Here is a 4,150-nt window from a genome sequence, read left to right as displayed (position 1 = left end):
AAACCAACCTACCAATAAGAAAGCCCCCCGCAGTGCACTGCGGGAGGCTCCTCGATAACACTATCATTCAAGAATCAAAAATTACTTCGTGGTTTGAATACGGTTAAGCACCAATTGTGCTTTGATCAAAAAGTCACTATGGTGGAACATATACTCATTGTGAATCATCATCAAACGCGCAGCATCAAATGCAGCGGATTTGGGGACAATTTGGCGAGCAGCGATCGGGTGTAACCAATATTCAAGGTTGTTGGTGCGTAGGTACGATTGATCCATTTCAAAGTTACAAACCACTGCGAGTTTGTTCAATGAAAACAGGTAATCGGTTTCTTTGTTAAGGTCCTTTTGAATGTCAACTACGTTGTAGCGAGAGAAATTGGCTCCTGAACGCTCGCACAGAAATACATCCCGACGGCCATCAAAAACGATGACATCACGGAATTTGTACTTCCGGAAGTTTTTAATCAAAAAGTTCTTAATCGGTAGTTTGGAAGGGCGGAGCTTCTTGAACTCATCTTTCAATTGCTCTTCGTCCAGTTTAAACTCCTCATCGTAGGGCTTGCGACGTTTGGTTTTCATGTTGATCACCTCTTTCGCGCGGCCTATTGTATGGCCCAGTTCGTTCGTTTTGGAATAGACGTTTACGATGTCTACGTGGGCTCCATTCATCCAACTCTCTAGAAAAATCTTGTTGGTACCTGTCTCAAATACCAGTAGTGCGATTTCGCTAATAGCGTAAAAGTTAGGATAACCCCCATAGATGTTGCCATACTTTAGTTCTAGGAATGCTATACTTCTGTTCACGGTTTCAGTTTAAGTTTGTTAAGTGATCTCGAATGATGTTTTTCAGCGTTATGGTTTCCAAAATGGATGATAGTGTTCGTACATGCTACAAAATAACCTCTAAAATAGCACAAAAGTTGCTATTTGGGAAGGCAAAGATAAAATTCCATTTAAATTGTGAAGTGCCCATTCTCGTAAATTTTTTCCCCGTCGGTGAAAATCTCCCCCCCATTGCGCATATCGGTAATCATGTCCCAGTGGACAGCGGATTGGTTTTTTCCTCCGGTTTGTAAATAAGACTGTCCGATGGCCAAATGTACAGTCCCTCCGATTTTTTCATCAAAAAGAATGTTTTTGGTCATTCGGTCGATATCGTAATTGGTGCCAATGGCCGCCTCCCCAAAACGTCGGGTTCCTTCAATTTTGAAGACCCGATCCAGGACTTCAATCCCTTTGCTAGCCTCCCACTTTTCAATGTACCCATCTTTGACGTAAAGAGTAGCACCTTCCACTTCATCGTTGCCGTACAAAGCAGGTAGCGAAAACCGTACCATTCCGTTAACAGAATCTTCAACTGGTGAAGTATAGACCTCACCGGAGGGCATATTGGTTTGTCCGTCAGAATTCATCCAGATGCGGCCACGACAAGAAAAGGTCAAATCGATGCCCTCACCTTTATACTGTATCTCCGAACTTTTGTTCAGGTGATCTACAATGCGTTGTTGGTTTTGGCGCACCTTGATCCAGCTTTCAATCGGGTCGGGGTCGTTGAGTTTGCAGGCGTTGAACACAAAATGCTCGTATTCTTCCAGGGATAAACCCGCTTTTTGGGCGCTGGCCTGGGTAGGGAATTGACAGAGGTTCCGCTTGAGCTCGCGGGTGGCCGTGCGCCGGAAGTATGCATCGGAGGCTTTTTGGTAGGCCTGCTGATGGATTTGGGTTTTTTCGGCGGTGCTGCCATTGCTTTCGCCCAGGTTAAAGGGGGCACGAATATGCAGATAGGCATCATAGGTTTCCATCGCCAATTGATACAAGGGCGAAACCCGACTCAGCTGGGCGGGCTGGGCTTCCTGGAAAAAAATGCGGTTTTGCTCCCGAAACTCCAGTTCAGTATCCACCGTAGCGCCCGCCCGGATGGCCGAACGAAAAACTTCACGCAGCAGTGGTTCCGCCAAAATAGTGGTCTTGATGAATAGTTTATCGCCGGGCTTGATCTCCATACAATAGTGCACCAGCAGATCAGCATATTTTTCCAAAATCGTCTTCATGTTTGTCTTAACGTTTTTTTAAGAGTTTTCGCTGAGTACAATATACAAATCCCTGGCTTCTTCCTACAAAGACATTAATCAACTCAAAAAATTTGTTGTTCCATGATCTCACAATTGAAAATCTCTTTCAAGTTTTTTGCCGGTTTTGCATTTATCCTGGCGATGTTGGGTTTGGCTTCTTGCGACAAGAGTAGCCTGGATGTTACTTCCGAAGACTATTTCACCCTGGGCGCGATGGATTCACTGCACCACAATGGTGGCTGTGGCCGCGGAAGCTGCTTCGAATTTGTTTACCCCATCACCATTGAATTTGCCGATGGCACTACTGCTGAAGTTACCTCCAACGAAAACATGCGCGAAACCATCCGCAGTTGGAAAGAAGCTAACCCTAGTGCTACCGAACGTCCTACCTTGGTTTTCCCATTGGAAGTAATGGCTAGCGATGGTACAGTAACAAGTGTGGCAAGCAAAGAAGAATTCAAAACCCTCCTGGCAACTTGCACCCCGAAAGGTCGTGGCAAAGGTCGTGGTAGAGGACACAAGCCTGGTGACAGAGGCCAAAACTGCTTTACCTTGAACTTCCCAGTAACTGTTCAGTTGCCAGATAGCACCACTGCTACTGCTGCCGATAAAGAAGCGCTGCACACGATTCTGCACAACTGGAAAAAGAACAACCCAAGTTCCCGGGTACGTCCAAGTCTGGTATTCCCTATCAGTGTAACCTTGACCGATGGAACTACTCAAAGTGTGGCAAGCAAAGAAGCCTTGACTGCACTGAAGGAAAGCTGCGGGAATTAATTGAGAAAAGAGAGTGAGAGGAGAGCGGGAAGCAGGTGTTACTTGCTTCCCGCTCTTTTCATTTAGGGCTCAAATCAATCCTCTTGCCTTCAATTCCAAATATTTATTAATGGTATTGATGGAAAGATCTTCGGGCCGGGTAAGCACAGACTGAATGCCATATTGTCGAAGGGTAAGTACCATTTGAGCTTTTTCGCTGAGGTATTTTCGCGCCATGGTTTGTTGGTAAATGCCTTCTACATCTTTAACCTCCTGTTCGGCAAATTCACGAATTTCGGTATTGTCAAAAAAGACAACCACCAGGAGATGCCGACGATTGATGCGCCGCAGAATGGGCAAGGCCCTTTCCAGGGCAAATGCACTTTCAAAATTGGTAAAGAGCAAAATCAGGCTGCGGCCATTAATGAGCTTGCTGCTGATGTGGAAAAGTAGCTCATAATTGGCCTCCAATGGGCGCTCTTTTTCTTTGTAGAGTGCATTCAGGATAAAATTCAACTGAGTTGGGCGATTGTCTGCTTTAATTGTTGCCCCAATTTTATCGGAATAAGTAATCAAACCAGCCTTGTCGTATTTTTTGATGATGATGTTAGAAATAGCCAAGGTAGCATTGATTGCGTAATCCATCAGACTCAGACCCTTGAATGGCATCCGCATCACCCGACTTTTGTCGATGATGCAATACACCTGTTGCGCCCGTTCATCTTCAAATTGATTGACCATCAAGCCTTCCTTGCGGCTACTGGCCTTCCAGTTGATGCTGCGAAAATCATCACCTGCCACATAGTTTTTGATCTGTTCAAACTCGTAACTGTGCCCAATTCGGCGAATGTGTTTGATGCCTTCGCGGGTAGTGGTGCGTTCAAAAGCCCGCATCTCCATTTGTTTCATTTGAATCACAGAAGGATAAACCGCCGCTTTCATGGGGATTTGATTGAGTTGGAAGCGCCGCTCTACCAGCCCAAACAGGCCAGTAGCATAACAGTTGGTTGCTCCAAAACTATATTCTCCGCGTTCCACCGGGCGTAAATCATAACGGATAGAGGCGACTTCTCCCCTTTGCAGGGTCAGACTTTGAACAAAATTACGGGTTTGCAATTGCTCTGGAAGCTCGTCAATGAGGTTGATGCGTAAAGTAAGGTTAGAGTCGTTGTTCAAATCTAGGTAAACCGGATTTTCGTCTCCCAGGCTCAACATCCGGGGCAAACGACGCACCCCGTTCAAATTTACACCAGCCTGAAACAGGAGCATCCAATCGGTTAAAACCAAGGCCAGAAAGATAAAGAGTAAAAACTGCCCAATCG

4 protein-coding genes are annotated in these 4,150 nt (G+C 45.7%); 1 reads left to right on the top strand and 3 read right to left on the bottom strand.

Annotated features, from left to right (window positions below; genetic code table 11):
* Positions 1–81 precede the first annotated feature (81 nt).
* Together SFV55_RS14005 and SFV55_RS14000 are read right to left on the bottom strand one after the other, a co-directional pair.
* A complete protein-coding gene (locus tag SFV55_RS14005; protein ID WP_320030138.1) occupies positions 82–804 on the bottom strand; it encodes a hypothetical protein in 723 nt (240 codons plus the stop codon).
* A gap of 149 nt (positions 805–953) precedes the next feature.
* Positions 954–2,051: an aminopeptidase gene (locus tag SFV55_RS14000; RefSeq protein ID WP_320030137.1), complete on the bottom strand. Its 1,098-nt coding sequence runs from the start codon at positions 2,049–2,051 to the stop codon at positions 954–956.
* A gap of 102 nt (positions 2,052–2,153) precedes the next feature.
* Between SFV55_RS14000 and SFV55_RS13995 the strand changes: the two genes are divergently transcribed.
* Entirely contained in the window at positions 2,154–2,849 is a 696-nt protein-coding gene (locus SFV55_RS13995) for a hypothetical protein (protein WP_320030136.1), read from the top strand.
* Positions 2,850–2,918: 69 nt separating this feature from the next.
* Here the strand turns inward: SFV55_RS13995 and SFV55_RS13990 are convergent.
* The coding region (locus SFV55_RS13990; protein ID WP_320030135.1) for a DUF58 domain-containing protein at positions 2,919–4,150 on the bottom strand (1,232 nt) is incomplete at its 5' end.

The organism is Haliscomenobacter sp. (genome assembly GCF_033763495.1).
In the GTDB taxonomy this organism is placed as follows: Bacteria; Bacteroidota; Bacteroidia; order Chitinophagales; family Saprospiraceae; genus Haliscomenobacter.
Note: the sequence above shows the minus strand (reverse complement) of the source record. Positions and strands in the feature narration are given on the sequence as shown.